The sequence below is a fragment of the Caulobacter sp. GW822-FHT01G02 genome, from assembly GCF_058802865.1.
In genome coordinates this window covers 205,236-227,468 of the sequence record NZ_JBXAON010000006.1, presented here as the reverse complement: position 1 = coordinate 227,468, position 22,233 = coordinate 205,236, and the positions used below count along the sequence as shown (strand labels likewise).

The 22,233-nt window shown below is 68.0% G+C and carries 22 protein-coding genes; 9 read left to right on the top strand and 13 right to left on the bottom strand.

What is annotated here, in order from left to right:
- Positions 1–29 precede the first annotated feature (29 nt).
- Both rhaT and AC1RNC_RS18705 read left to right on the top strand, forming a co-directional pair.
- The gene (gene rhaT / locus AC1RNC_RS18710) at positions 30–1,124 is read left to right on the top strand and encodes an L-rhamnose/proton symporter RhaT (RefSeq protein WP_492887810.1); all 1,095 of its coding nucleotides are present in this window, start codon (positions 30–32) and stop codon (positions 1,122–1,124) included.
- Positions 1,125–1,208: 84 nt separating this feature from the next.
- On the top strand, positions 1,209–1,634 hold the full coding sequence (locus tag AC1RNC_RS18705; protein WP_492887809.1) for a VOC family protein: 426 nt from the start codon (positions 1,209–1,211) through the stop codon (positions 1,632–1,634).
- Positions 1,635–1,668: 34 nt separating this feature from the next.
- On the opposite strand, the gene AC1RNC_RS18700 is transcribed toward AC1RNC_RS18705, so the two are convergent.
- From AC1RNC_RS18700 to AC1RNC_RS18670, 7 genes are all read right to left on the bottom strand, one after another.
- Positions 1,669–1,995 carry a DUF8776 family protein gene (locus tag AC1RNC_RS18700; protein WP_492887808.1) on the bottom strand — a complete coding sequence of 109 codons (327 nt, stop codon included), beginning with the start codon at positions 1,993–1,995 and terminating at the stop codon, positions 1,669–1,671.
- A gap of 112 nt (positions 1,996–2,107) precedes the next feature.
- On the bottom strand, positions 2,108–2,863 hold the full coding sequence (locus AC1RNC_RS18695) for a FadR/GntR family transcriptional regulator (protein ID WP_492887807.1): 756 nt from the start codon (positions 2,861–2,863) through the stop codon (positions 2,108–2,110).
- A 31-nt stretch (positions 2,864–2,894) separates the two neighbouring features.
- The gene (locus tag AC1RNC_RS18690) at positions 2,895–4,103 is read right to left on the bottom strand and encodes a glycoside hydrolase family 88/105 protein (protein WP_492887806.1); all 1,209 of its coding nucleotides are present in this window, start codon (positions 4,101–4,103) and stop codon (positions 2,895–2,897) included.
- A 52-nt stretch (positions 4,104–4,155) separates the two neighbouring features.
- Entirely contained in the window at positions 4,156–5,004 is an 849-nt protein-coding gene (gene kduI / locus AC1RNC_RS18685) for a 5-dehydro-4-deoxy-D-glucuronate isomerase (RefSeq protein ID WP_492887805.1), read from the bottom strand.
- A 442-nt stretch (positions 5,005–5,446) separates the two neighbouring features.
- A complete protein-coding gene (locus AC1RNC_RS18680; RefSeq protein WP_492838035.1) occupies positions 5,447–6,211 on the bottom strand; it encodes a FadR/GntR family transcriptional regulator in 765 nt (254 codons plus the stop codon).
- 335 nt (positions 6,212–6,546) lie between these two features.
- Positions 6,547–6,771 carry a hypothetical protein gene (locus AC1RNC_RS18675; protein ID WP_492887804.1) on the bottom strand — a complete coding sequence of 75 codons (225 nt, stop codon included), beginning with the start codon at positions 6,769–6,771 and terminating at the stop codon, positions 6,547–6,549.
- An 87-nt stretch (positions 6,772–6,858) separates the two neighbouring features.
- Positions 6,859–7,587 carry a glutathione S-transferase family protein gene (locus AC1RNC_RS18670; protein WP_492887803.1) on the bottom strand — a complete coding sequence of 243 codons (729 nt, stop codon included), beginning with the start codon at positions 7,585–7,587 and terminating at the stop codon, positions 6,859–6,861.
- A gap of 93 nt (positions 7,588–7,680) precedes the next feature.
- On the opposite strand from AC1RNC_RS18670, the gene AC1RNC_RS18665 reads away from it, so the two are divergent.
- Positions 7,681–8,400, top strand: a complete 720-nt coding sequence (locus tag AC1RNC_RS18665; RefSeq protein WP_492887802.1) for a helix-turn-helix transcriptional regulator — start codon at positions 7,681–7,683, stop codon at positions 8,398–8,400.
- Between the two features lie 7 nt (positions 8,401–8,407).
- Here the strand turns inward: AC1RNC_RS18665 and AC1RNC_RS18660 are convergent, their stop codons facing one another.
- Genes AC1RNC_RS18660 through AC1RNC_RS18650 form a run of 3 tightly spaced genes read right to left on the bottom strand, consistent with a single transcriptional unit; the run spans position 8,408 to position 11,518 of the window.
- Positions 8,408–9,376, bottom strand: a complete 969-nt coding sequence (locus AC1RNC_RS18660; protein ID WP_492887801.1) for an alpha/beta hydrolase — start codon at positions 9,374–9,376, stop codon at positions 8,408–8,410.
- Between the two features lie 58 nt (positions 9,377–9,434).
- Positions 9,435–10,241 (bottom strand): TrmH family RNA methyltransferase, encoded by an 807-nt coding sequence (locus tag AC1RNC_RS18655; RefSeq protein ID WP_492887800.1) that lies wholly within the window; start codon positions 10,239–10,241, stop codon positions 9,435–9,437.
- Positions 10,242–10,261: 20 nt separating this feature from the next.
- Complete coding sequence (locus AC1RNC_RS18650; RefSeq protein ID WP_492887799.1) at positions 10,262–11,518, bottom strand: MFS transporter; 1,257 nt, start codon at positions 11,516–11,518, stop codon at positions 10,262–10,264.
- A 231-nt stretch (positions 11,519–11,749) separates the two neighbouring features.
- Between AC1RNC_RS18650 and AC1RNC_RS18645 the strand changes: the two genes are divergently transcribed.
- The gene (locus tag AC1RNC_RS18645; protein WP_492887798.1) at positions 11,750–12,802 is read left to right on the top strand and encodes a LacI family DNA-binding transcriptional regulator; all 1,053 of its coding nucleotides are present in this window, start codon (positions 11,750–11,752) and stop codon (positions 12,800–12,802) included.
- A gap of 3 nt (positions 12,803–12,805) precedes the next feature.
- On the opposite strand, the gene AC1RNC_RS18640 is transcribed toward AC1RNC_RS18645, so the two are convergent.
- Positions 12,806–14,362 (bottom strand): methyl-accepting chemotaxis protein, encoded by a 1,557-nt coding sequence (locus AC1RNC_RS18640; RefSeq protein WP_492887797.1) that lies wholly within the window; start codon positions 14,360–14,362, stop codon positions 12,806–12,808.
- Between the two features lie 246 nt (positions 14,363–14,608).
- On the opposite strand from AC1RNC_RS18640, the gene AC1RNC_RS18635 reads away from it, so the two are divergent.
- From AC1RNC_RS18635 to AC1RNC_RS18620, 4 genes are read left to right on the top strand one after another with little or no spacing between them, the layout of a single operon-like run.
- Entirely contained in the window at positions 14,609–15,724 is a 1,116-nt protein-coding gene (locus tag AC1RNC_RS18635) for an ABC transporter permease (RefSeq protein ID WP_492887796.1), read from the top strand.
- Complete coding sequence (locus AC1RNC_RS18630; RefSeq protein ID WP_492887795.1) at positions 15,721–16,569, top strand: ABC transporter ATP-binding protein; 849 nt, start codon at positions 15,721–15,723, stop codon at positions 16,567–16,569. The genes AC1RNC_RS18635 and AC1RNC_RS18630 overlap by 4 nt, the downstream gene beginning before the upstream one ends.
- Positions 16,569–17,507 carry an MlaD family protein gene (locus AC1RNC_RS18625; protein WP_125158792.1) on the top strand — a complete coding sequence of 313 codons (939 nt, stop codon included), beginning with the start codon at positions 16,569–16,571 and terminating at the stop codon, positions 17,505–17,507. The genes AC1RNC_RS18630 and AC1RNC_RS18625 overlap by 1 nt, the downstream gene beginning before the upstream one ends.
- Positions 17,504–18,154, top strand: coding sequence for an ABC-type transport auxiliary lipoprotein family protein (locus AC1RNC_RS18620; protein WP_492887794.1), 651 nt, complete (start codon positions 17,504–17,506; stop codon positions 18,152–18,154). Before AC1RNC_RS18625 ends, AC1RNC_RS18620 begins: the two co-directional genes overlap by 4 nt.
- A 9-nt stretch (positions 18,155–18,163) precedes the next feature.
- Here the strand turns inward: AC1RNC_RS18620 and AC1RNC_RS18615 are convergent, their stop codons facing one another.
- Both AC1RNC_RS18615 and spbR read right to left on the bottom strand, forming a co-directional pair.
- Positions 18,164–18,943 (bottom strand): NUDIX hydrolase, encoded by a 780-nt coding sequence (locus AC1RNC_RS18615; protein ID WP_492887793.1) that lies wholly within the window; start codon positions 18,941–18,943, stop codon positions 18,164–18,166.
- 54 nt (positions 18,944–18,997) lie between these two features.
- On the bottom strand, positions 18,998–20,146 hold the full coding sequence (gene spbR, locus AC1RNC_RS18610) for a pole-localized protein SpbR (RefSeq protein ID WP_492887792.1): 1,149 nt from the start codon (positions 20,144–20,146) through the stop codon (positions 18,998–19,000).
- Positions 20,147–20,300: 154 nt separating this feature from the next.
- Here spbR and AC1RNC_RS18605 point away from each other — a divergent pair, with 154 nt between their 5' ends.
- The gene (locus AC1RNC_RS18605) at positions 20,301–22,091 is read left to right on the top strand and encodes a hybrid sensor histidine kinase/response regulator (RefSeq protein ID WP_492887791.1); all 1,791 of its coding nucleotides are present in this window, start codon (positions 20,301–20,303) and stop codon (positions 22,089–22,091) included.
- Positions 22,092–22,233 lie beyond the last annotated feature (142 nt).

Below are 22,233 nucleotides of genomic sequence, written 5' to 3'. Positions count from 1 at the left end.
CATAACAAAGACAAGAACGGGAGAAGACCATGACGCCCAATCCGCTGCTCGGCGTGCTGTTCCACTGGCTGGGCGGCCTGGCCTCGGCCAGCTTCTACGTGCCCTATCGCGGCGTGCGCCGTTGGTCGTGGGAGATCTTCTGGCTGACTGGGGGGATCTTCTCCTGGCTGCTGGCTCCGTGGTTCTTCGCGGCGATCCAGACCCGCGACCTGATAGGCGTGATGAGCCAGGTGCCGGGCAACATCGCCGGCCTCTGCATCCTGTTCGGCGTGCTCTGGGGCTTCGGCGGCCTGACCTACGGCCTGACGATGCGCTACCTTGGCCTGTCGCTGGGCATGGCCGTCGTCCTAGGTCTCTGCACGGTGTTCGGGACGTTGATCCCGCCGATCGTCCAAGGCGACTTCGCCGAGAAGCTGCTGAACAACGCCTCGGGCCGCATCATCCTGCTGGGCCTCGTCATCACCCTGGCCGGCATCGTCGTCGTGGCCCTGGCGGGCGCGCGCAAGGACGCCGCCCTCTCCGAGGACGCCAAGAAGGCCGTCATCGCCGAGTTCGACTTCAAGAAGGGCGTCGCCGTGGCGATCTTCTCGGGGATCATGTCGGCCTGCTTCGCTTTCGGTCTGGCGGCGGGCGAGCCGATCAAGGCGTTGTCGGCCGCGGCTGGCACCGGCCCGCTGTGGACCGGCCTGCCGGTGCTGTGCCTTGTCATGTTCGGCGGCCTGCTGACCAACGGCGTCTGGTGCGGCTTCCTGATCGTCCGCAACAAGAGCGCCGGCCAATGGCTGGGCGGCGCGGCGCCGTCCGAAGAGGCCCCTTCCCAGGAGGCCGCCAAGGCCAAACCGCCGCTGCTGGCCAACTACCTGCTCTGCGCTCTCGCGGGCACAGCCTGGTACTTCCAGTTCTTCTTCTACACGATGGGCGAGAGCCAGATGGGCAAGTTCGGCTTCTCAAGCTGGACCCTGCACATGGCCTCGATCATCATCTTCGGCACCGTCTGGGGCTTTGCCCTGCGCGAGTGGAAGGACGCCCGCCCGGGCGTGAAAGCAACGGTCTGGGGCGGCATCGCCCTGCTGATCCTGGCGACCATCGTCATCGGCTACGGCAACAAGATCGGGGCTGCGTAGACTGTCTGTCTCCCGTCACGGTCCTGCGCTAGGGTCGGCTGCAAAGGGCCGCCCTAGCGCCCAGGACACAGCGAGGAGACTACCGTGAAGATCGTCACAAGCCTCAGCTTCAAAGGCGAATGCCGCCAGGCATTCGATTTCTACGCCCAGGTCCTGGGCGGCAAGGTCACCGCCGCCTACCCCTTCGGCGAAGGCCCGCCTGACATGCCGGTCGACGCCCGGTACAAGGATTGGCTGATGCACGCCTGGCTGGAGATCGGCGACCAGGCGATCATGGGCGCGGACATGCCGCCCGAGTTCGCCCCGAATATCGACAAGCCCAAGAACGGCTTCGACGTCACCTATCATACGGACGATCCCGCCGAGGCGCGCCGCGTGTTCGACGCGCTCTCGGAAGGCGGCAAGGTCGGCATGGATTTCGCCGCGACCTTCTGGTCGCCGGGCTATGGCAGCTTCACCGACAAGTTCGGCATCCCGTGGATGATCAACACCATCCCGGCGCAGCCTTGATATAGCGGCCTGACGGCAGTCGCCCGCCGCAAGCCTACTCGGCCGAGATCGAGGCGCGCAGGCGGGCGGCGACGTCGCCCAGGGTGATGGCGTTGAGCGAGTCGTTGACCTCGAGAACGCCCTGGCCGTGCTGTTGCGACAGATTGCCGGTGAAGTCGGTGATGGCCGTGATGTGCTGAGCCAGCAGGTCGACCGTGTGCAGTTCCTGCATGACCGACAAGCGATGCTCGTCCGGAACGACTTCCAGGATCTTGCCGAGGGCGACGTCCAGATGTCCGCACGCCACCGCGGCGATCGACATCTCGGTCGAGATCGCCTTCAGCACCGTTTCAACGCTCGCAGGCGCGAGTTTATCCGACATCAGTACCCCCTGATTCCCTTAAGGGGACGTGAGCACGCGCCGCCCAGTGACGGCAAGCCCTTGATTTGTGCGGCGAATTATCGCGGCGGGACAGCGACCGTCGGAAACAACGTCAGATGGTGGTCCGACGCAACAATTCGTCTCGGCGTTCGGCCATCTCGCGGCGGGTCCGCTCCAGCGCGTCGCGCTCCGCCATCGACAGAAGAGCCTCGACCGTGCGGTTCAGGTGATCGTGGATCACCCGCCGCGCTTCCTTGGGATCGCGGTCGCGCAAGGCGGCGACGATGCGGTGGTGATCCTCGGCGAAGCTCTTCGGATCGGCCAGCCGCACGCGGCGCAACTGACCGGAGCAGTCGGGAAACTGCCGGCGCAACGTCCAGATCTCCTCGACCGCCGCGACGATGGCGGCGTTGCGGGTGGCATGAGCCACCGCCAGGTGGAAGTCGTGCTCCAGCCGCTCGCCATCCTCCGTTGCGGCCAGGGCGTCCAGGTCGCGGGCGATCCGCTCCAGCCCCGAGATCTGCTCGTCATTGACGGCGGCGGCGGCCAGGGCGCAGGCCTCGCCCTCGAATAGGCGGCGGGCCTCGGTCAGCTCCAGAGCGCTGACCTCGGCCTCGGCGGCGTCCTCCTCGGGCTTGACCCGGGCGGTGACGTAGACGCCGGAGCCCTGCCGGGCCTCGACCAGCCCTTGGAACTCCAAGGCGATCATCGCGTCGCGGATCGTCGGCCGGCTGACGCCGAACGAGTCGGCCAGTCCCCGCTCGGATGGCAGACGGTCGCCCGGAACATAGCGTCCCTCCGCGATCGAGGCCGCGATCGAGCGGGCCACCTGCTGGTAGAGCTTCTGGGGATCCTGCGCCGCGCGCATCAAACCTCGCTTAGAATGGAGCGGGTCCATCTTAACGCGAGGTCTGACCTTTGGAAGCGGAGCCTTGCGCCAGCTTGCGAACTTCGCTGACCGACAGCAGGAACGCGCCGACGCCATAGAGCTGAGTATCGTCGCGGCCCACCTGGTCGGGGGCGACGCCGACGCGCTGCACCCAGCCCAGACGGCCGTCCGGCTCGATCGCCGCGTCCAGCGCCTTCCAGCCCCTATCGATCGCCGGGCCGTACTTGGCGCGCGGCAGAAGGCCGTGGTTCACGCCCCAGGCCAGGCCGTAGACGAAGAAGCCCGTGCCGCTGGTCTCCGGTGTCTTCTGCGGCTCCAGCAGGGAGACGGGCCAGTAGCCGTCCGCGCCCTGCAGAGTCACGATCTTGGCCGACATCTGCTTGAAGATCGCCTCGTACTTCGGGCGACTCGGATGGCCTGCCGGCAGGTCCTGCAGGATCCGGGCGATGCCCGCATAGGCCCAGCCGTTGCCGCGGCCCCAGAAGATCTTCGCGCCCGCGTCACTGCGCCGGTTGATGAAGCGGCTGTCGCGGAAATAGAGGTGGTCGGTCTTGTCGTAGAGATAGTCGGTCGTCGCCCAGAACTCGCTGTCGGCGTGTTCCAGGTAGCGCTTGTCGCCGGTGACCTTGGAGAGGCTGACCCAGGCCGGCGGAGCCATGAAGATGGCGTCGCTCCAGCACCAGCGGGCTTGGCAATAGGGGTCGCCCTTGGCCGGCTTCGGCTCGAAGTCCAGCGACACGTTGGACGGGTCGGCCAGCACCGCGTCGAAGCGGGCGCGGATCGGCGTCAGCTTGCTCTGGTCCTTGGTGCGACCAGCGGCCCAGACCCAGACCGCGCCGGTGGCGTCGGCGTCGGCGTGGCGCGGACGGTGGTCGAAGCCCCACTGCTCGGCCTCGCCATGCTTGAGGATCGCCGTGGTCAGGTACGGATCCTGGGTCGCGTCGGCGAAAGTATAGAGGCCGATATAGAAGGCCGCCTGGATCCAGTCGCGCGGGGCCTCGGTGTCCTTGCGGAACGCCGTGACCGGCACGTAGTCGAAGTTGTCCATGTGGGCCAGTTGCCAGGCCGCCACCTTGCGGCCGGCCGCGTCGACCGACGAGGCCGGAACGCTGACGACGGCGGCCTTCCCAGCCGCTCGGGGCGCGGCGATGGTCGGCGCCGCGCCGCCGGCCAGGATCGCGGCGGCCGCGACTGCCTTCAGAAGCGTCTTGAAGGTCATGGATGCGTTTCCTCCCGTCTTGTTCTTATGCGTTTCGTCCAGGCGCCTGGTCTTAGATATTCGGGCCGAGATCCGAGACCGCCAGGACGTCCATGTCGTCGAATTCCAGGTTCTCCCCGCCCATCGACCAGACGAAGGTGTAGTTCGAGGTGCCGACCCCGCTGTGGATCGACCAACTGGGCGAGAACACCGCCTCGCCCTCGTCCATGAACACCGCGCGCGGCTCGGACGGCTCCCCCATCAGGTGCATGACCCGGCCGGGGTCGGTGTCGAAGTACATGTAGATTTCGCTGCGCCGGCGATGGGTGTGCGGCGGCATGGTGTTCCAGACATTGCCGTCGGCCAGCTCGGTGAAGCCCATCACCAGCTGGCAGGTGTCGACGACGCCGGGGCGTATAGCCTGGCGGATCACCCGGCGGTTGGCGGTCGTCGCCTCCCCCGCCTGGATCGTCCTGGCCTCGTCGCGCCGCACCCGCTTGCTGGGGTGGTTGGCGTGAGCCGGGTAGCTGACGAAGTAGAACTTGGCCGGATCGGCCGGATCGTCGCTCTCGAAGCTGACGACCTCGGTTCCACGGCCAATATAGAGGCTGTCGTGACGGGCCAGATCGAAGCGCTCGCCGTCCAGGGTCACGACGCCCGAACCGCCGATGTTGATCACGCCCACCTCGCGGCGCTCGCAGAAGAACCGCGAGGCCAGCTCCTTGTGGGTCGGCAAGCTCAGAGCCGTATCGGTCGGCGTCGCCGAACCGACCACCGCCCGCTCGATCTCCAGATAGCTGAGCGACAGCTCGCCCGGCCGGAACAGCCTGTCGATCACGAAGGTGTCGCGCAGCTCGCGCACCGTCATGCGGCTCATGCCGGCGCGATCGGTGCTCTCACGATAGTCCATCTGAACGCTCATCGGCCGAACTGGCCTCCACTTCGGGAAGGTTGCTGGCCGGTCGCCGCCTTCACCGGCGGTCGCTCCAAGACGCGCATCCATCCCCCGTTTCACTGGTTGCGAAACTGACATTACCAATCTGATCGTAAAGCCGTAAAGGCTGAACGCGCCCGATTCCATGCTAACGTTGTCACCAGCTCGTGCTCCCCCAGCCAACCGTTGGATTGGACAACGAAGTCACCCACCCAGGCCAAATCCGCTCGCGGAACGGCGCCGCTCGATAAGCGGCCTGACCATCTACCATTATTTGGACATACCAATATGTGGTCGACATGAGCCCGCGGCATCCAATCGCCACCGCTCGCCTCCACGTCGGCCGCCGCGCACTCCGCATCCGCCGCGGATCCAGCCGGCTTTTATGGAGGGCGCTGGGTCTAGTTCGCGGCGCTGGCCGCGCTCTTCCCTACTTCGCGGCGCTGGCCGCGCGGAGGGCGATCTCTTCGCGCTTGGCCGCCAGGCTCTCGCGGGTGCGCTCGATGGCCTCCAGTTCGGCGGTCAGCAGCAGGTTCTCGATCAGCCCGCCCAGGTGGGTCTGCATGGCGGCGCGCGCGGCCTTGGGATCGCGCGTCCGCAGGGCCTCGACGATCTCCTGGTGTTCGTCCTTCAGCGGCCGCTTGCGCACGTGGCGGGCCTTCTCCAGCATCTGCATGCACAGGCGCGAACGGTAGCGCAGGTCCCAGGCGCTCTCGATGATCCGCACCACGGCGTTGTTGCGCGTGGCCTGGGCGATGGAGATGTGGAACTGGCGGTCGGCCAGCTCGGACTGCTCCTTGGTCGAGGCGTCGCTGTTCATCTCGGCGACCAGGGTCTCAAGATAGGCCAACTCCTCGTCGGTGATCAGGGTGGCCGCCAGGGCCGCGGCCTCGCCCTCGAACAAACGACGCGCCTCGGCCTGCTCGAACGCCCCGATGTCGAGGTCCTTCACCGGCGGCGGCGGCTGGTCGAGACGAACATAGACGCCCGAGCCCTGGCGGGCCTCCAGCAGCCCGCGCATCTCCAGCGCGATGACGGCGCGGCGGACAGTGGGACGCGAGACGCCGAACTCGTCGGCCAGGTCGCGCTCGGACGGCAGGCGATGGCCCGGCTGATAGACGCCGTCGGCGATCGCGCCGCTGATCGTCGCGGCGACCTGCTGATAGAGCCTTGAATCCGGCGAAGAGGTCGACATCACGAGGGCCACAGACAGGCGCCACGATCGGCGCGTCACACAGGACTAGCGCGCGTCCAGTCGGCTCACAAGCATCCGATCCGGAGGTGGCCTTACCAGACCCTCCCGGCGGGGCGACCGGAGGGAGGACTCCGGCCGCCATCGTCGGCCGCCCCGGGAGGAGGTTGGCGCAAGGTACGCAACGCCTGTGGTCGACGAGCAAGCGATTGAACGGAGGTGAGCTCCATTCCATCGCGCCAACCCACCCTAGCGAAATTGGCTAGGCGCGCAACGAAAAATGGCCTGACCAATTCATCAAATTCGGTCAGATTTGTACGACCAATTTGTTAGCGCTCTCAAATCTCGACGTCGAGGGCCACGCCCGGCTCGGACCAGGCCTTCCGCGAACCGGCGCGGGCCTTGTCCTTTTCCGCGTCGTGATCCTTGGCGTTGACGCCGTAGGGCCCATCCTTGGGATGGGCCGGATCGATGTGCTTCTTGGCATAGTCGACGTCCGTGCAGTTCTTGCACGAGAAACCGTTCACCGTGACCGGCTGTGGGTAGTCGCCGCTGATGGCCATCGCCTGCTCCCCTGCTCGGCGCCGACAAGCGCCCGTGGGTCATTCGGACGATGGACCTCTTTGGTTACAGTCCCGTTCCCGCCAATTTCACGCCGCCTGCCGAAGCCCCCACGGGTGAGCCGGATAGAACTGGGCCATCATCCGCCCGACATAGTCGACGAGACGCGGATAGCTCTCGGCCTCGCGACGCAACGGCGACTCGAAGTGCGGCGTCATGATCCCCGCCAGCATGGCGAAGGCCGTGGCGTCGACGCCGACCGGATGGCTGTCGCGCATCAGATAGGCCTTGTCCTCCAGCAGTTCATCCAGCGAGCGTAGCGACAGGCCGCCCAGCCAGACGACCTCCTCGCGCAGATGACGGCCGACGCCGACCGCGCGGATATTGGCGGCGATCGCTTCCTGCAGGCCGCGCCTCAGATCTTCCCGCACATGCTCCGGCGCCTCGTCGAACCACCGTGCGGCGCCCTTGGCGAAGTTGGCCGGATCGAGGTGCCGGAAATAGGCCGACACCCAGCCCAGCTGGTTCTCGATCATGCGCTCGATCGCCCACGCCTGGGCGCGCTCCTTGCCCGACAGGCCGATGTCGAGATCGATCTCGTATTTCTGCTCGATGTGAGCGCGGATGAAGGTCGAGTCCCCGATCGCCACGGCGGCGTCCTCGATCCACGGCAACTGACCCTTGGGCGCGGTCTCGCGACTGCCCTTGGTCTTTTTGTAGTCGAGACCAGCCATCATCAGCTGGACCTCTGTCTTGGTCACATAGGGGCTGATCTCAGGCAGCCCGAACCCGGCTCCGGCGGCGAATAGCGTGATCATCGTCCCTCTCCATCACGAATGTCGTGGTGACGACTTGCTACCGCCAGGCTACTGCCAGCATGCTGTCAGTAGCGATCGCCGATATTCGAGCCCATGAGACGCGCCGAACGCCTTTTCCAGATCATCCAGATCCTGCGCCGCAGTCGCGCGCCGGTGACCGCCGACGCCATAGCCGCCGAACTGGAGACGTCGAAACGCAGCGTCTATCGCGACATCGCCGCCCTGGTCGGCCAGCGCGCGCCCATCCGCGGCGAGGCCGGGATCGGCTACGTGCTGGAGGCCGGCTTCGACATGCCGCCCCTGATGCTGACCCCGGACGAGATCGAGGCGGCGGTGCTGGGCGCGCAGTGGGTGGCCGGGCGCGGCGATCCGGTCCTGGCCAAGGCCGCCAACGACCTGATCAGCAAGATCGCCGCCGCCGTGCCCGATCGTCTGCGGCCCTATGTGCTGGAGCCGGCGATCGGCGCCTCACCGGCCTGGAAGCCCGAAACCGACCGCATCGACGTCGCCCAGGTCCGCGCCTGGATCCACGCCGGCCGCAAGATCCGCCTGGACTACAGCGACGGGGCCGGCGCGGTCAGCGCGCGGGTGATCTGGCCGGTCACGGTCGGCTATCGCGAGACGATCCGCATGATCATCGCCTGGTGCGAACTGCGCGAGGCGTTCCGCACCTTCCGCACCGATCGCGTGGTCGGCGCGGAGTTCCTGGAGGAACGCCACGGCAAACGGCCGGCGGTGCTGCGCGGCGAGTGGATCAAGTTCCGCGACGCCGAGATCGCCGCCTGGAAGCTGAAGGAAAAGGCGGACTGCTGAGGCTCTGTTAGATCCCGTGCCGCTTGGCGAAGGTCTCGAACAGGCTGGGCCAGGCCGCCACGGGCTTACCGGGCGTGCCGCGCAGGCCAAAGCCGTGACCGCCCTCCTCGAAGATGTGCATCTCGGTCGGCACGCCCTTGGCCCTCAGCGCCGCGAACATCACCAGGCTGTTGTCCACCGGCACGGACTTGTCGTCGGCGGCGTGCAACTGGAACACCGGCGAGAGGCCTGTCGTCACCAGGCGCTCGGGGGAAATCGCCGCGGCCCGCTCGGGCGAGGCGTCGGCGGTGAGCAGTTCCTTGCGCGAACCGGCGTGGGCGATGGCCGGGTCCATGCTGATCACCGGATAGATCAGGCCGGACAGGTTGGGCTTGGCCGAAAGATCGTCGGCGGCGTCGACCGAGGCGTAGGTCTTGTCGGCGAAGCGGGTGGTCAGGCTGGCCGCCAGGTGGCCGCCGGCCGAGAAGCCCATGATCGCTACGCGGTCAGGGCTGAAGCCCATCTCGGCCGCCCGCGACCGGATCAGTCGGATGCCGCGCTGGGCGTCCTGCAGCGGCGTGTCGGCGCCCGCCGTCCAGCCGTCGCCCGGCATGCGATAGAACAGGACGAAGCAGGTGTAGCCGCGCTGGTTCAGCCAGCGGGCCATCTCGTAGCCCTCCTTGTCCAGCACCGCCCGCACATAGCCGCCGCCGGGGATCAGCATCACCGCCGCGCCGTTCGGGGTCTTGGGCCGGAACACCATCAGCACCGGCTTGCGGGTATGGGCCATGGCCCGGTCGCGCACGCCGTTGGGATCGCCCCGTTCGAGGATCTGCTCGGTGACGGTGACCGCCTCGCCGCCCGGCGCGCCGGCTGGCCACAGGACGATGGTTTCGGTCGGATCCTGATCCACGGGCGCGGCCTCGACACTCTTGGCCGCCAGCGAAGCGAGGAAGCCGGTGACAAAGGTCGCCAGGGCGCCGCGACGGTTCAGCATGGATCTAGCCTTCTGACGGGATGTTCTGGCGGACCCTAGTGCCTGGGAAACCGGTTTCCTAGCCCTGTGCGAACCGAAGATGATGCAGCACGATCCCACTGGTCGTGGCGACATTCAGGGAGTCGAAACCGCCCGCCATCGGGATGCCGATGGTCCTCGCCCGCGCCATGACCTCGGGCGTCAGGCCGGGTCCCTCGGCGCCCAGCAGCACCGCCGTTCGGGGCGCGGGCGTCAGCCGCGCCAGGATCTCGGTCGCCGAGGGGCTCAGCGCCAAGCCTTCGAAACCCGTCGCGGCCAGCAGGTTGGCGATGTCCTCCCCGCGATCGAGCTTGGCCGTGGGGATCGACAGCGCCGCTCCGACCGAAACGCGGATGGCCTTGCGATACAGCGGATCGCAGCAATCGGCGTCGAGGATCACCGCGTCGGCCCCGAACGCGGCGGCGTTGCGATAGATGCCGCCGATGTTGTCGTGATTGGCGATGCCGCAGAGCACCAGCACGATCGCTCGCGCCGGCAGGCCGGCCAGCAGGTCGCGCGCCGGGATCGGATCGGGCTTGCGCCCCACCGCCAGCACGCCGCGATGCAGATGAAAGCCGGCGATGGCGTCGACCACCGCCTGCTCGGCGAGGTGGACGGGGACGTCCTCCGGCAGACCCGCGAAGACGTCGGCCAGCTTGTCCTTGCGCTTCGGATCGATCAGCAGCGAGACCACGCGCCGCGGCGCATCGCGAACGAAGGCCCGCAGCACCGTCTCGCCCTCGGCGATGAACAGGCCCTCGCGCCCGACCAGGTCCCGCTCCTTGATCGCCCGGAACGGGGCGACGGCGGGATCTTCGGGATCGGTGACGACGCGGAACTGGGGCAAGGCGATCCCTGAGGCGGTAGTTAGCGCACCCCTCGTATCGGCAGGATCGCCAGACCGCCAGCCAAAGCCAGCCCCGCGGCCATCAGGAAGAACAGCTGGAAGTTCCCGTGGGTCGGCCCCAGGCTCCATACGGCCAGGGCCGGCGCCAAGGCCTGAGGCAGCGTGTTGGCCAGGTTGATCACGCCCAGGTCCTTGCCAGCATCGCGCTGCGAAGGCAGCACCTGGGTGACCAGGGCGATGTCGACGGCGCAGTAGCAACCCGCCCCGCAGCCATAGACGACATAGGCGGCCAGCAGCACGTTCCAGTCCGAGGTCAGCGAGAACACGACCATCGACGCGGCGATGGTCAGGGCGGCGCCGAAGGCGAACAGCTTGCGCCGTTGCATCCGGTCCGACAGCACCCCGCCCACCATGGCGCAGGCGACGTTGAAGACCGTCGAGACCGTCGCCAGGATCGCCAGGCCTTCCTCCGAGCGATGACCCGGGAAGAGACGCGGATACTCCACCACGTCCTGCAGGAAGTAGAGCATGTAGCTCTGCACCAGGCTCAGGGCGACCAGCACCATGAACCGGCCGGCCCAGGCGAAGGCGAAGTCGGGATGCTCGCGCGGGCTGACCCACAGGCCGGCGATGAACTCCCGCAGGTGGAACGGCGGCACATCGGCTTTCGCCAGCGGCGGGTCCTTCAGGCGCAGCACGAAGGGCGCCAGGCCCAACAGCAGCGCCGCCGAGATCACCGCGTAGCGCTGCCACTCGACGACCAGCAGGCCGCCGATGATCACCGCGCCGGCGGCCGAGCCGATTGGGTTCCCCAGACTGAGGAAAGCCGCCACCATGCCCTTCTGGGTGTCGGGCACCCGGTCGGGCATGACGGCCACCAGGGCCGAGAAACACAGGTTGAAGGTCAGCTGGAACAGGATAACGCCGCCGATCAGGGCCAGCGGCGTCTTGGCGTTCATGATCGCCAGATAGGCCAGGGACGCGCCGATCGCGCCGACCACCATCCAGGGCCGCCGGCGGCCGAAGCGCGAGGTGGTGCGGTCGCTGATCGCTCCGGCCAGCAGGTTGGCGATGCTGGCGGCGATCGCGCCATAGAAGGCGACCTGACTCAGCACCACCGCCTTGGAAGCCGCGTCGATCGACTCGGCCTTCAGCGGCAGCAGGACTTGCAGAAGCGGTTGGAACGAAACAAAGGCCCCGATCTGGGCGAGGGTATAGGCGGCGATGAAGTTCGCGCGCACCGGCTCCTTGGGCCGGGCCCCATCGTCAGGCCGCACTCATCACCTCCCCCAGGAACACGGCGACCGCCACGCTCCCGAACGCTTTTGATAGAGCCCGCTTTTCAACGGGCTCGTCGCGGTCTTTCGCCGCGTCCGGTCCGGACAGTGGCCGCGCCTTCGTTGCGGCACAAGGGGTCGCGTGTGGGTGAGCAGGGAGTTTCCCTATCGCGCGGGGACGCTCTAGGTTGGCTCTATGAGCATGAGTCAGAACAGCATCGGGACGGTCTGATGGCCTCGGTGACGATCTACGACGTCGCCGCGCGGGCGGGCGTCTCGATCAAGACCGTTTCGCGGGTGATGAACAAGGAGCCGAACGTACGGCCCGCCATGCGCGATCGTGTCCTGGAGGCGGCTGGCGAGCTTGGTTACAGCCCTAACCTGTCAGCGCGCAGCCTGGCCGGCTCGCGCTCGTTCGTGATCGCCGTCTTCGTCGACGCGGCCTTGACCATCGACCACTGGCAGAGCGAGCGCGGGGCCGACTATCTCAGCCGTATCCAACTGGGCGCGACCCTGCGCTGCCGCGAGGCCGGCTATCACCTGCTGATCGAGCTGATCGACAACGACGGCCCGAATGTGCGCCAGGACGTGGCCGGCTTCATCGCCGCGCTGAAGCCGGACGGCGTGATCCTGACCCCGCCCTCCTCCGACAATCCCGGCGTGCTGGAAATCCTCGACAAGACCGGCACGCCCTATGTTCGCGTCGGCCCCGAACGCGCCGAAGGCCTTGGCCCCCGCGTGCATATGGACGACGTCGCCGCCGCCCGCGAGATGACCGAGCACCTGGCCGCCCTCGGCCACAGACGGATCGGCTTTATCGTCGGCGAGCCGCGCTACGGCGCCAGCCAGGCGCGACGGCAAGGCTATCTTGAGGCCATGAAGGCGCGCGGCCTGCCTGTGGTCGACGACTGGGTGCGCCAGGGCGACTTCACCTTCCAGTCGGGCCTGGAGCAGGCCAAGGCTCTGCTGGCCCTGCCCGAGCGCCCGACGGCGATCTTCGCCAGCAACGACGACATGGCCCTGGGCTGCATCGCGGCGATCGCCGAGGCCGGGCTGATGACGCCGGGCGATGTCTCCGTGGCCGGCTTCGACGACAGCCCCAGCTCACGCTTCAGCCGCCCGCAGCTGACGACCGTGCGTCAGCCCGTGGCGGAGATGTCATCGGTGGCGGCCAAGCTGCTGATCGCTCAAGCCAGGAGCAACGATCCGCCCGAACGACCGGTGGACGAGCTCCTGCCGTTCGAACTGATCCACCGCGCCTCGACGGCTCCGCCGCCGAAGTAGACCCTAGCGCCCCGGACGAGCGAAGGCGGCGACGCGCGCCCGGGCGGCGTGGACCGGGTTCTCGGCGGACTCTTCGCGGTGAGCCGGCTGGAAGCTCTGCGGACGGCCGTCCAGGCGGAAGACACCGACGCGGTTCGACAGGTCGGCCACCTCGACGCGCAGGGCATGGGTGGCTTCGGTCGATTGCGAGACCATGGCGGCGTTGCGCTGGGTCACCTGATCCAGCTGGTTCACGGCCGAATTGACCTGGCCCAAGGCCGTGGCCTGCTCGCTGGCCGAGGCGGCGATGGCGTTGACCAGTTCGTCGATACCGCCAACCTTCTCGTGGATGCCGCGCAGCGCCGCGCCCGTCTGGCCGACGAGGTCGACGCCCTCGCTGACCTGGCGGCTCGATTCAGTGATCAGTGACTTGATCTCGCTGGCCGCCTGCGACGAGCGCTGGGCCAGGGCCCGCACCTCCTGCGCCACGACGGCGAAGCCCTTGCCGCTATCCCCGGCGCGAGCGGCTTCGACGCCGGCGTTCAGGGCCAGCAGGTTGGTCTGGAAGGCGATCTCGTCGATCATGCCCAGGATCTGGTTCACCTGCGAGGATTGGGCCTCGATCTTGGTCATGGCCTCGGCGGCGCGCGTGACGATGTCGCCCGAGCGTTCGGCCTCGGTCGAGGCCTCGGTGATGCGCGAGGAGACCTCGCGGGCGCTCTTGGCGGTCCTGCCGACGGCGCCGGTCAGTTGCTCGACGGCGGCGGCCGTCTGCTCAAGCGTGGCGGCCTGCCGTTCGGTACGTTCCGACAGGTCCTCGGCGCTGCGGGCGATCTCCTCGACGCCCGAGCGAATGCCGCCGGCCGAGTGCTCTACCGAGCGCATGGCCTCACCCAAGGCGCCGACAGCCTGCTCGAAGTCGACCTTCAGGCCCTGAAACTCGGGCGCCAGATCACCCTCGACGCGGGCCGACAGGTCGCCCGCGGCCAAGCGCGACAGGGCTTCGCCGACCGCCTTGACGGCCTGGGCCTGGCGTTGCTCGGCGGCCTCGCGCTCGACCTCAAGGGCCTCGCGCTCTTCCTGCAGCAGCGAGAGATAGCTGGAGATGGCCAGTTCCATGTCGAGGAACACGGCCTTGGTCAGGGCCGAGAGGCCGTCGGCCAGGTCGGCGTCCGACTTGGCGGCGTTGCTGAACAGGCCCTTGGCCCGCTTGGCGACGACGGCGCGGATCAGCGCCTCGGCCACCAGGGCGTAGCCGCCGATATACCACCGCGGCTGCAGATCGGCGTTGACGTGAGCGCGACCGATCCGCTCGACATCGCGAACATAGGTGTCGCTATAGTCGGCCTGGACGATCCTGCGCCAGTGCGCGGCCTGGGCGCGCTCGGCGCCGGCCATGTGGGCGTCGTCGCGGAACTTGGCGCGCGTTTCGGGGAAGGCCCGAACCTGGGCGTAGAACGCGCCCAGCGCGCCGTTGATCTCGGCGTCGATCACGGGCTTGAGGCCTCGCAGAGCCGACCGCGAACGCTCGTCGAAACGCATGAAAGCCATTCGCTGATCAAGCTTGGCGTGCGCGCTCATGCGTTAGTACTCCAGTCCGGCACATAGGAATTCGTCGGCCATGTTCGTGAAGGGAATCCGTTAACCAAGACTAAAGTTCACCTCCCCGCGCGGCCCTGCTGCACCACTATGTCGCGTGGCGAGCACGCGGCCTTTTTTCGAGCTCGCGGGCCTTATCCAGCAACAAGCTGCGCCTTGGCGCGTTTTGGGCTTGTCAGGTCCATGGCCGGGCTTGGATATAACCAGGAAACGAGCCCCCAGGACTTCATGGCTTTACCGGCGGACTTCACCTTGACCGACCAGGACGGCCGCACGACCGCCGTGCTGACCGGGGACTGGACCGCACGGGGGCTGCTCGACGCGGGCCTGCGCCTGGATAGCGCCCTTTCCAGCAAGCACGCGCTCGACATGGACCTCACGGGCGTCAATCGCTGCGACACCGCCGGCGCCTACGCGATTCTGCGCGCGGGCGGCGAAAACCTTGAGCCGCAGAACGTCCAGGCCCGCCGCGAGGTGCTGCGCCTGCTGGAGCTGGTCCGCGCCGCCATCCAGGTCGAGCCCGAGCCGACGATTCGCCCAGGCGGCGTCCACGCCCTGCTTGAGCGGATCGGCCGCGGCGTCTTCGGCCTGTTCCAGGACGGCTACGGCACCATGATCTTCCTGGGCCACCTGCTGGTCGCCCTGGGCCGCTGCGTCGTCGACCCGCGCCGTATCCGCTGGGCGCCGATCGTGGCCCTGTGCGAGCGCGCCGGCCTCGACGCCATGCCGATCGTGGCGGTCACCACCTTCTTCATCGGTGCGGTGGTGGCCCTGTTGGGCGCCAACATGCTCACCGACTTCGGGGCCCAGGTCTATTCGGTCGAGCTGATCGGCATCTCGGTGATGCGCGAGTTCAACATCCTGATCACCGCCATCCTGCTGGCCGGCCGCTCGGCCTCCAGCTTCGCGGCCGAGATCGGCTCGATGAAGATGAACCAGGAGATCGACGCCATGCAGGTCATGGGCGTGGACCCTTACGAGGCGCTGGTCCTGCCGCGTTTCGCCGCCCTGCTCTTCACCATTCCGCTGCTGGTCTTCGTGGCGACGATCGCGGGCCTGGCCGGCGGCATGCTGGTGGTCTGGGCCGTGCTGGATCTGTCGCCGACCTTCTTCCTGCAGCGGATCATCGACTTCGTCGGCGCCACCCACTTCTGGATCGGCATGTCCAAGGCGCCGGTCATGGCCGCGGTGATCGCCGCGATCGGCTGCCGCCAGGGCATGGAGGTCGGCAACGACGTCGAGTCCCTGGGCCGACGCGTGACGGCGGCCGTGGTGCACGCCATCTTCGCCATCATCCTGATCGATGCGGTCTTCGCCCTGATCTACATGGAGCTGGACATTTGACCCGCTCCACACAGAACGCGCCCGAGTCCGAGCCCTTCGTCGACACAGCCGAAGCCGAGAGGCACCCGATCGACGTGCGGGGCCTAGTCTCCGCTTTCGGCGACAACATTGTCCACGACGGACTTGACCTCAAGGTCGAGCGCGGCGAGGTGCTGGGCGTCGTCGGCGGCTCGGGCAGCGGCAAATCGGTGCTGCTCAACACCATCATCGGCCTGAAGCCCCCCGACGGCGGCACGGTCCGGCTGTTCGGCGGCGATATGCGCACGGCCTCGCGTCGGCGATGGTCGTCGGTCGAGCGGCGCTGGGGCGTGCTGTTCCAGCAGGGCGCGCTGTTCTCGAACCTGACCGTGCGCGAGAACGTCTCCGCGCCGCTCTACGAGCACACCAAGCTGCCTCGCCGCGAGATCGAGGAGATCGCCGACCTGAAGATCGCCATGGTCGGCCTGCCCGCCCGCGCCGCGCTCCTGAAGCCGGCCGAGCTTTCGGGCGGCATGCGCAAGCGCGCCGGTCTCGCCCGCGCGCTGGCCATGGACCCCGAACTGCTGTTCCTGGACGAGCCGACCGCCGGTCTCGACCCGATCGGGGCCGAAGCCTTCGACTCCCTGATCAAGGACCTGTCGGACAGCCTGGACCTGACGGTGTTCATGATCACCCATGACCTGGACAGTCTCTACGCCATCACCGACCGTGTCGCCGTCCTGGCCGACAAGAAGGTCGTCGCGGTGGCGCCCGTTCGCGAACTCGAGCGTTCGGATCACCCCTGGATCAAGCAATACTTCCTGGGCCCCCGGGGACGCGCCGCCGCGACCGCCGAGGCTCTGGCCGAGGCAAGGACGAACGTCTGATGGAAAGAAACGCCAACTACGCCCTGGTCGGGGCCATATCCCTCGCCCTGTTCATGGGCCTGGTGATCTTCGTGGTCTGGCTGGCCAAGGTCAGCTTCAGCAAGGACTACGATCTCTACGACATCCTGTTCATCGGTCCGGTGCGCGGTCTGTCGACGGGCGGCGAGGTCCATTTCAATGGCATCAAGGTCGGCGAGGTCAGCCGCATCGAGCTGGACAAGACCGATCCCAACCGCGTCATCGCCCGCGTCCGCATGACCTCGGACGTGCCGGTCAAGGTCGACAGCTACGCGACGCTGGAGCCGCAAGGCATCACCGGCGTCAACTACGTGCAGATCACCGCCGGCTCGCCGAACAAGGAGCTGCTGAAGGACACCGTCAAGAACGGCAAGGTCCCCGTCCTGCGCAGCCAGCGCAGCGCCCTCTCCGACCTGCTCGAGGGCGGCGGCACGGTTCTGACACGAACCATCGAGGCCCTGGACCGCGTCAACCGCGTGCTTTCGGACAAGAACATCAAGACCTTCAGCGCCTCGCTCAGCGACGTCCAGGCGGTCACCGCCGAGCTGCGCGAGCGCAAGGAAATCATCGCCGACGCGCAGAAGGCTCTGCAGAGCATCGATGCGACGGCTCAGTCGATCACCAACCTGGCCAACAGCGCCAACGGTCTGGTCGATGGCGACGCCAAGCGCACCTTGAAGGAGGCCGGCGACGCCGCCGCCGAGCTCAAGGCCGCCGCCAAGGACGCCCGCTCGATGATCTCGAAGCTGGAAGGCCCGACCAGCGATTTCGCCAGCACCGGCCTGCCCCAACTCTCGGCGGCCATCGTCACCCTGCAGTCGGCCGCCGAGTCCCTGGACCGCCTGGTCGCCGACGTCGAACAGAACCCCCGTGGCGTGGTCGGCAAGGCCCCAGCCAAGGAAGTGGAGGTCAAGCCGTGAGCCCGATGATCCGCAACGTCGCCAAGACCTTTGGACGCGTCCTGGCCGTCTCGGCCGTGGCGTTCAGCCTCTCGGCCTGCATCAGCGTCTTCCCGAAGACCAAGCCGGTGACCACCTATCGCTTCGGCGACGCTGACCTCAGCGTCGCCAAGAGCCCTCCCGGCGCGATGTTCGGCGTTCTGAAGGCCCCGTCGGCCTTCACCCGCGCCGCGGCGGGCGACCGCCTCCTGACCGTGACCAATGGCGAAGTGGCCTATATCGCCGACGCGCGGTGGGTTTCCCCAGCCTTCATCCTGTTCGAGGAAGCCATCGCCCGCGCGTTCGACAACGATCCGGGCCGCGCTCGCCTGATCGGTCGAGGCGAGGTGGCCAAGGCCGACCTGGTGCTGCGCCTGGAGGTTCGAAAGTTCGAGGCCGACTACGTCAACGGCCCCAAGGCCGCTCCCGAGATCGTGGTCCGCGTGCGCGGCGTCCTGAACCGCAACAGCGACCGGGCCCTGGTCGGCGACCAGATCTTCGAGGCCAGGGTGAAAGCCGCCGACAACCGCGTCTCGGCCATCGTGCCGGCCTACGACCAGGCCGTGGCCAAGGTGCTGGGCGACGTGGTGGGCTGGGTCAACGCGGCGGGACCCGGCATCAAGACCTAAAGCGCGCGCTCAGAGCGCTTCCAGGGGCTCGGTCACCGCGCCATAGCCGGCGTTCTCCTGGATCCGCAGGACTCGCCCGTCGACCCAAGGCTCGACCGTGACCAGCTCCCGGGCCTCGGCCCGCGTCACGGCGTCGACGGGACTGGTGCTCTCGGCCAGGAGCTGAAGGTTCATGCGCGTGGGGAAGATCACCTTGCGCTCGCCCGAGGCCGCCAGGTCGAGCGCCAGGCTCGGGGCGATCCACTCGGCGTCGACCGCTTCGTGGCCATCGCAGATCGCCTGCTGGGCCAGGGGCGCGTGGGTGACGTAGAACCAGGTGTCGAAGCGCTTGGGCATCAGCCTGGGGGTGATCCACCGCGCGAACACCGTCAGGGCCGAGAGATCCAGCTTCAGGCCCAGGTCCTCGACCACGTCAAGAAAGGCCACCTTGTCCTCGGCCACCGCCGCGCGGACGTCCTTGGCCGCCTCGCCGGCATAGAAGGCCCCGTCCCTGTCGCGGGCCAGCAACACGCCGGCTTCCTCATAGGCCTCGCGGATCGCGGCGATGCGCAGGGCCACGCCATCCTGCCCCCCTTCTCCTGGGCCGACCTCGTCGAACCCGATGGCCAGCTCGCGCCAGCGCGGATCGCTGTCGCCCTGGTGGCTCTTGCCGCCAGGGAACACCAGGGCCCCGGCGGCGAAGTCGATCTGGTGATGCCGCTTGACCATCAGCACCTCGAACGAAGGCGCGTCTCGAAGCAGCAGTACGGTGGCGGCCAGGCGGATCGCGCCTTGCGAGGAGTCGGACATGCGGCAAGTCTGGCGCCGCCGCGCGAGCTTGCCCATACCCCTTTCGAACAGTTGTTAGGCCGCGCCCTGATCCTCGCGATTGGCGCGACGGCGGTTGGCGCTGCGATCCATGCGGTCCATCAGGTACTCGCTATCCTCGCGCGAGACCGTGTGCGACGAAGTCAGGAAGCGCTGGATCATGCGCTCCTGGAAACGCTCCCGGTCGTTCGCGCCACCGTCGAACTCCAGACCGTGGAAGGCGTCGACGCCAGCGCGGAAGGCTGAGTAGAGGCGCGGCGGCAGCCCGGCCCGCTCGCAGATCGCCTTCAGGCCCAGGGGGCCCGCGTCGTGGATCATCAGCCAGGTGCGGTGGTGCGGAATGCCGGCCAGTTCGGCGACGGCCCACTCGAAGAAGGTCATGTGGCCGTGGGCCAGGGCCCGCAGCAGCAGCGACGGCGACAGGCGGCCGACCTTGCTCAGATGCGCCACGAAAGCCTTCGGGTCGCCGGCGCGGCCGGCCTGGTCGACCAGATCGATCGTCGCCCGTTCCTTGGCGCCGATGATCAGCTCCATCGTGCGCTCGGCCGACAGGGCGTGGCTGGTCAGGATATGGTCGCGCAGCTGCTCACCGACCATGTCGATCAGGCGCTCGCTGACCGCCAGAGGCAGAGCCGCGCGATAGGCGACGGCCTGCAGCACGCTCTCCGACTTGGAGAAGCGATCCAGCGCCTTCTGCAGCGTCACTTCCGAGAAGCGTGCGTTGTCGTTGGCGCAGGCCGTGGCGACCACGTCCTCGTCCCCCTGCTCGACCAGCAGGGTGGTGATACGGCTGGAGAGCTTGGGACGCCTGGCCACCGCCTTCTGGCGCGCCGCGCCCCCGACGCGGACGATCTCGGCCAGGTCGGCGTCGGTGAACACCGGCGAGAAGCTAATGATCGGCAGGCTGACGCTTTCGACGTCACGGGCCAGGCGGTTGGCGACGTCCGGCGGCAGAGCCATGGAATTCTTCAGCGTCACCGCCATGGCGCGACGCACCAGCTCGGCGGCGTCGGCGGCCATCACCCGCAGGATCTCGTGCGCTACCTGGCGGTCCTCATCGCTGAGCGCGCCGCGGTCGATGGTGCGGCACAGCTTGTGCGCGGCCAGCGCCCGTTCGTCCGGCGTCGCGCCCTTCACGAGCATGCGGATGTCGGAATCGGTGAGAGCGGCGCGTGTGGTGGCCATGGTCGCCTGCCGAGAGTCTGGGACTTGGAGCCTCATCTTCGACGGTTAGGCTTAATGATTGTTTGAACTTTGTACCTGTGGATTAACGATACCCCGTAACCGGGTACAAACCACGCTCCCCTAAGGTGCGTCCTCAATCACGAGGAGCGCGACCTTGCTCGCCGAGCGCCGCCCACAAGATATCTCGACAGAGGGCGCCCACCTCGCCAAGGCCCTGGACGCCCAGACGGCGTTGCTGCCTTACGCGCTTGGGGTTTTCGCGGTCAGCCTGCCCCTGTTCGTATGGATCGGATCGTTCGCCGCCAACCGCGTCTGGATGACCGCCAGCTTCGCGGTGTTCGCGATCAACTGGGGCGCCTTCTACGCGGTGGTGAACTGGCTGCGCGACGAAGCGTCGCAAGATCTTAACCGCAGAGCACGAGTCCAGGTGATGGGCGGCGTGCTCTGGGCCCTGGCTTCGGTGCAGGTCTCGGTCTTCGCCCTGGGCGCCGGACCGGCGCGAGAGCCCCTGCTGATGCTGGCCACGGCCGGCGCGGTGCTCTGCGCCTTCTTCGCCGCGCCCTATCTGGCGGGCCTGCTGATCGTCGCGCCGATCGCCGCGGCCGGCCCGTTGATCGCCTCCTTCGCCAGCGACCGCCAGCTGGGCGAGCTGACCTGGGGCGCCACCGCCCTGGCGATGACCCTGGCGCTGATCCTGAACCGAATGTTCCGCCGCCAGCACGACCTGGCCGTCCGACACGAACATCTGGTCGACGAACGCTTGCGGGTGCTGGAGGCGGCCGAGCGCACCGCGCGCAGCAAGTCGGACATCGTCGCCACCCTCAGCCACGAGATCCGCAACGGCCTGACCGGCGTCACCCACGTGCTGGCCGCCGCCGCCGGCAAGGGCGGCCGCGCCGCGCCCTCGCGCGAACAGCTGAACGCCGCCCTCGACGCGGCCCAGGACCTGATCGCGGTGCTGAACGCCACGCTCGATTCCGAGATCGCCGAGTCCGGCCGCCTCAGCGTCGAGGCTCAGCCGTTCGACCCGGTCCGCCTGGTCCAGGACCTGGCCCTGCTGGATAAGCCGCACGCCGCGGCCAAGGGCCTGGAGCTGACGGTCCATGTCGACCCGCTGCTGCGCATCCGCGACAGGGGCGCGACCGTCGCCGACGCCCTGCGCACCCGCCAGATCATCGCCAATCTGCTGGGCAACGCGGTCAAGTACACCGTGCGCGGTCGCATCGAGGTTCGTCTTGAACCCCGCGACGGGCAGATCGCCATCGAGATCGCCGACACCGGCCCCGGCCTGTCGACCGAGGAGATCGAGCAGGCGTTCGAGCCCTTCCGCCGCATCGAGCGCACCGGCGCCGGCGTCAACGGGGCGGGCCTGGGCCTGTCGCTATCGCGCCAGCTGGCCCGGTTGATGGGCGGCGCCCTGGAGGCGCGTAGCGCCGTGGGCGTCGGCAGTTGCTTCACCCTGACCCTGCCCTTCGATCCGGACGCACAGTACGCGTCCGACGCCGAAGAGATGGAGGCTGCGGCCGCCGACACCTCGGGCGCGCCGCGCGCCCTGCGCATCCTGATCGCCGAGGACGACGCCCTGAACGCGGCGATGCTGCGCGCCATTCTGGAGCAGCTGGGCCATCAGGTGGTTCACGCCCAGAATGGACGCCGCGCCGCCGACCTGGCCAAGATCGCCGAATTCGACCTCCTCATGCTGGACCACCATATGCCGGTGATGGACGGCCCCACCGCCACCGCCAGCCTGCGCGACAGCGAAGGCCCCAACCGCCACGCCCCGATCGTCGCCATCATCGACGGCGACGGCGAAGAGGCCACCGGCTTCCTGGAGGCCGGCGCCGACATCATGCTGCGCAAGCCGGTCAGCGTGGCCGGCGTCGCCCGCGCCCTGGCCGACGCCGCCGCGCTCGACCGTCGCGCCGCTCGATCGGAAGCCGCCTGAGCTTCGGTTTGACAAGCCAGACGGCGAGTGGAGAATGACGCATGTTCTCGCGCTCGACCTTTCGGCGTTTTCGCCATCACGGCGGTAGCCTGCTCGCGGGCTCGTAGCCCCGAACCGTCCGCGCATCCGTCGCGGGCGTTCG